The organism is Methylotenera sp., from assembly GCF_013141425.1.
Classification (GTDB): domain Bacteria; phylum Pseudomonadota; class Gammaproteobacteria; order Burkholderiales; family Methylophilaceae; genus Methylotenera.
Genome location: NZ_JABFRA010000047.1, coordinates 1 through 5,450, shown reverse-complemented (window position 1 = coordinate 5,450; position 5,450 = coordinate 1). Strand labels below are relative to the sequence as shown.

5 protein-coding genes are annotated in these 5,450 nt (G+C 42.8%); 3 read left to right on the top strand and 2 right to left on the bottom strand.

All coding sequences use genetic code 11. The annotated features are described in order from the left end of the window. The first annotated feature begins 91 nt into the window (after positions 1-91). The 3 genes from HOO90_RS04010 to HOO90_RS04000 all read left to right on the top strand — a co-directional run bounded on the left by HOO90_RS04010 (position 92) and on the right by HOO90_RS04000 (position 4,557). Positions 92-1,993 carry a nucleoside-diphosphate sugar epimerase/dehydratase gene (locus HOO90_RS04010; protein ID WP_292839701.1) on the top strand — a complete coding sequence of 634 codons (1,902 nt, stop codon included), beginning with the start codon at positions 92-94 and terminating at the stop codon, positions 1,991-1,993. A gap of 84 nt (positions 1,994-2,077) precedes the next feature. Further along, a complete protein-coding gene (locus tag HOO90_RS04005; RefSeq protein ID WP_292839699.1) occupies positions 2,078-2,620 on the top strand; it encodes a hypoxanthine-guanine phosphoribosyltransferase in 543 nt (180 codons plus the stop codon). A 116-nt stretch (positions 2,621-2,736) separates the two neighbouring features. Continuing rightward, positions 2,737-4,557, top strand: coding sequence for a PQQ-binding-like beta-propeller repeat protein (locus tag HOO90_RS04000; protein ID WP_292839697.1), 1,821 nt, complete (start codon positions 2,737-2,739; stop codon positions 4,555-4,557). Positions 4,558-4,575: 18 nt separating this feature from the next. Here HOO90_RS04000 and HOO90_RS03995 read toward each other — a convergent pair whose 3' ends face one another. Continuing rightward, the gene (locus HOO90_RS03995) at positions 4,576-4,833 is read right to left on the bottom strand and encodes a SemiSWEET transporter (protein ID WP_292839695.1); all 258 of its coding nucleotides are present in this window, start codon (positions 4,831-4,833) and stop codon (positions 4,576-4,578) included. A 127-nt stretch (positions 4,834-4,960) separates the two neighbouring features. Continuing rightward, the gene (locus tag HOO90_RS03990) at positions 4,961-5,164 is read right to left on the bottom strand and encodes a cold-shock protein (RefSeq protein ID WP_013147957.1); all 204 of its coding nucleotides are present in this window, start codon (positions 5,162-5,164) and stop codon (positions 4,961-4,963) included. Between the last annotated feature and the right edge of the window lie 286 nt (positions 5,165-5,450).

Sequence of the window (5,450 nt, the reverse complement as noted above, 5' to 3'; positions counted from 1 at the left end):
TCATGTTAATCATTATGTTGTCGAATAGCTTATGTTGATACAATACACAATTAAAGTTGCATCATTTTCAACCAAGTGAATAATCGAACAAATGAAAAAAACGCTTATTAATCCACTTACGTTTTTGGCTTTATTGCATGACGTTGTTGTAGCGACGTTGGCTTGGGTTGCCGCATATTTGTTGCGTTTCAATTTTGCAATTCCTGCCGAACACTTTCAGTACATGTTGCAGTCGGTAGTTTGGGTTGTGCCGTTGCAAGCGATTGTTTTTGTTGCTTTTAGTTTGTATCGCGGCATGTGGCGGTTTGCAAGTGTGCCGGATTTAAAGCGCATTCTATTCGCTATTGGTTCGGCAGCAATTCTTGTCGCCGCTCTGCTGTTCATGTTTCGCACTTCCATTGTTATTCCGCGTTCAGTTTTAATTCTAGATCCTCTTCTGCTTATGTTGATGATGGGCGGCAGTCGTTTTGTCTATCGCGCATGGAAAGAGCATTCACTCTACGGATTAACGCAATCACTAGGCAAGCCTACGCTTATTTTGGGGGCAGGTGAGGCGGCCATTGCCTTGGTGAAAGACTTGGCGCGCAGCACGCAATGGCGGGTAGTCGGCCTGCTGGATGACGATAAAAATATGTTGGGGCGCGAGGTGTTTGGCGTTAAGGTGTTGGGATCTATTGCGCAGTTAGCGCAAGTGCAGCAACGGTTGGCGATAGAGCATGTGATTGTGGCGATGCCTTCTGCGCACCACCAAAAAAGGCGCGCAGCGATTGAACTTGCGAATGGTTTGAATCTAGAGGTACTCACGGTGCCTGCGATTGATGATTTAATGAGTGGAAAAGTGAGCGTTTCACAAATCCGTAAGGTCGATGTGGAAGATTTGCTAGGTAGAGATGCGGTGCAACTTGATAACTCTGGTTTACAACATCTTATTGTAGAGCAGCCCGTGATGGTGAGTGGGGCGGGCGGCTCGATTGGTTCGGAGTTGTGTCGTCAAATACTCAAATTCAAGCCCAGTATTTTGATTTGTCTTGATATTTCGGAGTTCTCGCTTTATCAACTAGAGCAAGAGTTAAGTGTCTTAAATTTATCGACGCAATTATTTTTTATGACAGGTGACGTTAAAAACGGCCAGCGCATTAAGAGTTTGCTCGCGCAGTTTCAGCCAGCCGTAGTATTTCATGCGGCAGCCTATAAACATGTGCCGATGATGGAAAATGGTAATGTCTGGGAGGCGCTGTCAAATAACGTGATTGGTACCTACACCATCGCGAAAGCTGCGAAAGAAGTTGGCGTTGAAAAGTTTGTACTAATTTCGACGGATAAAGCGGTCAATCCAACCAATGTGATGGGCGCCAGTAAGCGTTTGGCTGAAATGGTTTGCCAAGGTTTACAAGAGCGCCTTTCTAACGAAGCACTGGGTACTCGATTTGTGATCGTGCGTTTTGGTAACGTGCTGGGTAGTAGTGGCAGCGTGATTCCAAAATTTCGTGAGCAAATCGCTAAGGGCGGACCGGTGACGATTACTCACCCTGAAATTACCCGTTATTTTATGTCGATACCAGAGGCGGCACAGTTGGTAATGCAGGCTGGCTTGATGGGTAAGGGGGGTGAAATTTTGGTGTTGGATATGGGCGAACCCGTTAAAATTGCGGCGCTAGCAGCTGATATGATTCGGCTCTCTGGTCTGCAAGCGGATGAAATCAAAATTGAATATGTTGGGCTGCGCCCAGGTGAGAAGCTTTACGAAGAGTTGCTGGCGGATGACGAACACACCATGCCAACTCCACATGATAAATTACGCATCGCACAGGCGCGGCAGGTTGATAGCGCATGGGTTACAAAACTCTTGAAATGGATAGAAAGTGTGCAGGGTGCAAATGAAGTGCGCATAAAAAGTGAGTTGAAATTTTGGGTTGAGGAATATAGCCCTCAACTTACAGTTAGCTCAGAAATGCATTTTATTTTAGAAACGGAACAAATTACATTACATTAGTCATTAGGTATTCACTTTATTATTGAGTGGAAGATAGTGGTTAATACCATAAGAGTGGCTTTGCTACATCGAAAATGAGCTGAATTGAATTTACAAAATCCTAAACTATTGCTAGACCAAGCACAGCTTATCCATTCGTCTGAGGTGGTGAAAGAGGCCATTACAAGACTCAGTCAAGACATTACTGCAAAACTTGAAGGTGCTTGTCCAATCGTGATTTGTGTGATGGGCGGAGGTGTTGTTTTTGCTGGTCAATTATTGACACAATTGAAATTCCCATTAGAGCTGGACTATGTGCATGCGAGCCGTTATGAAAATCAGATCATTGGTAAAACGCTGGTTTGGAAATCACTCCCAAAACTTGATTTAACGAATCGAACCGTATTGTTGGTAGACGATATTCTGGATGAAGGCATCACTTTATTGGCTATAAAAGAGAAATGTCTAGAACTGGGTGCAAGCCAGGTATTTTCTACGGTTTTGGTCGAAAAAATTTTGCCACAAGCTAAATCAGTTAAAGCTGATTTTGTTGGGCTTGAAGTGCCAAATCGTTATGTTTTTGGCTATGGAATGGATGCTTTTGGCTGGTGGCGCAACCTCTCAGCGATTTATGCATTACCAAAATAGCGTGCTAGGCTTAAATATTAAGTAAAAGCTTCGTTCAATTTAGTCATATAAATTGGCAAAGAGTATACACATCTGTATACTTTCTTCATCAAAACCTCGAGTAAAAGGCAAGTGCTATGAATAGTCAAATCGGCGTTAAATTAATAAAACCTGCTGCAATGAAAGGTATGCTCTTGATTGGCTGTTTATTAATCGCTGCTTGCTCAGGCCTGAATCATGAACAATCCCTAACTCAATCCGCTGATACTATTAAAGACTGGCCTAGTTTTGGACGTGACTACACTAATCAGAGGTTGTCACCGCTTACGCAAATCAATCAACAAAATGTACAAGATTTAAAGCTCGCTTGGCAATTTAAAAGTGGAGTGGTGGCGAGCTTTCAAGCCACGCCAATTGTAACAAATGGCGTAATGTATGTTGCCTTGCCTTTTAACCATGTGGTTGCCTTAGATGCAAAATCAGGTAAGCAACTTTGGCGATATAAACACGATCGCAGAACGAATTGGAAGATGTGTTGTGGTCCAGCCAGTAGAGGTCTAGCCGTAAGCGATGGTAAGGTATTTATAGGTACAGTGGACGCTAGGTTGGTTGCGCTTAATGCTAAAAATGGCGAAAAGGTTTGGGACATTGATGTGGCGGATGATACTGCTCTTACCGAAAATAAAAGTTCATTAAGTAAACTGGATGCAAAAAGCAAAACAGAGTCTTATGGAGGCACAGGCGTTGGCATTTCCATGGCGCCTGTTGTTTATCGTGGCAAAGTGATTGTGGGCATAACTGGCGTTGGTTATGGATTACATATGGACGTACCGACAAAAGACGCACCACTCGGCGCTGTAGTTGGCGTTGATGGGCGTTATGGTCGACCAGGTTTTTTAGCGGCCTATGACGTTAACGATGGCAAGCGCATTTGGCAATTTGATACGATTCCATCTCAGGGCTGGGAAGGTATCTTTAGCGAAACAACCACTGATGGTATTCCTCTGAATCGAAATGTGGCGGCAGAAAAAGCCAATGTCATTAATAATAAAGACGCTTGGCGCTATGGCGGTGGCTCCGCTTGGAGTACGCCCGCAATTGATACCAAAACGAACACCTTGTTTTTTGGCACCGGTAATCCATCGCCACAAATGAATGATATTTCTCGTCCAGGGGATAATTTATATACGGTTTCGTTAGTTGCGCTGGACACAGAAACTGGTAAATTAAAATGGCATTTTCAGCAAGTACCTCATGATGTCTGGGGTTACGATGTGGCAAGCCCGCCAGTTTTATTCGATTTTAAAAAAGAGGGTAAATCAATTTCTGCCGTTGGGCAGGCCGCTAAAACGGGTTGGTATTATGTGAATGACAGGGTTACTGGTAAATTGTTGTTGAAATCAGACGCTTTTGTTCCACAAAAAAATCTATTTGCTAAAGCAACTAAAGAAGGAACCGTGCTGTATCCAGGTATTTTGGGCGGTTCTAATTGGGGTCCAAGCGTGTTAGATGAGGCCCGTCAAACAAGCTATGTTGCAGCGATTCATGCGCCTATCAAATACACCCTAGTTGATGAGCCAGCGAAAGATGGCGTACCAGCAATACGCTATGCCTCTTCTGAGCCGACAAAGGACCCACGTTGGGGTGTATTGTCATCGATAGACTTATCGACAGGTAAAATGAATTGGCAGGTCAAGACAGAGCAGCCTTTAACGGGTGGATTGTTAGTTACTAAGGCAGATTTGCTATTCATGGGTGAAGGTAGCGGTAACTTTAATGCGTATAACAGCAATACGGGTGATTTGTTGTGGCAGACTAAGGTAGATGCAGGGGTAAATGCCCCCCCTATTAGCTATGAAATCGACGGTGTGCAATACATTGCCGTAGCGGCAGGTGGAAATGCCATTTTTGGTTATACTACCGGCGATAACATTCAGGTCTATGCGCTTGGAAAGTAATCAGTTCGGATAGTTGTTTTATTCGCGATGCTTGAGTTTTAAAGCAAGAACAGCACAAGCTAAAACCAAGGTGATGCTGTTGGCCAAAATAATTGGCCAACTAGAAATAAGTAAGCCATAAACTAGCCATCCAAGAACGCCTAAGCTAAATAAACTGTACATGGGTAATGAAACGCCTGAAAGATCGCGCGTTTTCCAAGAATGTAGTGCTTGAGGTAAAAAGGCGAGAGTTGTCAGAAATGCCGATATATAGCCAATTAAATCAGTAGTATTCATGGTTTAAAAATTAAATCAAGAGTTGCAGTGGTGATTTGAAATGGTGGCTTAGATTGATATCTAGAGATAAAAAAATGGCCCAATTAAGGGCCATTTTTTTGAATTCCATTAACTGGATTCTAGTTAACTAAGCTTTTTGGATGTTTGAAGCTTGTTTACCTTTTGGACCGTCTGTAACGTCAAAACTTACGCGATCATTTTCTTTTAAGCTTTTGTAGCCGCTATCTACGATAGCTGAAAAATGAGCGAACAAATCGTCGCCGCCTGCATCAGGAGTAATGAAACCAAAACCTTTTGAATCATTAAACCATTTAACTAAACCTGTAGCCATATCTTATTCCATACTTTTAAAAAAGGGAGGCACCCTAAATGATTGGGTTTTAACAAATAATCAGTCTTGAGAACTTAACCACTTTAAACATCCAAACGCCGAAATTACTTTTTACTGGTAAATATTCCGCGTGTCAAGCAATATTTTTAATTATCTTTGCTGTGAGGTGAAATTTTTTGATTGCTTTGATGGGGTATTCAAGCTTTTATGGGTATAAATAAGCGATTGATTAATCACAACTTCAGCGCTATAATGCGCGCGAGAGATATGGGCGTAAGCCTAGTGT

Excerpts from the sequence above, each read along its gene's own strand:
- HOO90_RS04010 (WP_292839701.1), top strand. The coding sequence starts at position 92 with ATGAAAAAAACGCTTATTAATCCACTTACGTTTTTGGCTTTATTGCAT.
- HOO90_RS04000 (WP_292839697.1), top strand. The coding sequence starts at position 2,737 with ATGAATAGTCAAATCGGCGTTAAATTAATAAAACCTGCTGCAATGAAA.
- HOO90_RS03995 (WP_292839695.1), bottom strand. The coding sequence starts at position 4,833 with ATGAATACTACTGATTTAATTGGCTATATATCGGCATTTCTGACAACT.
- HOO90_RS03990 (WP_013147957.1), bottom strand. The coding sequence starts at position 5,164 with ATGGCTACAGGTTTAGTTAAATGGTTTAATGATTCAAAAGGTTTTGGT.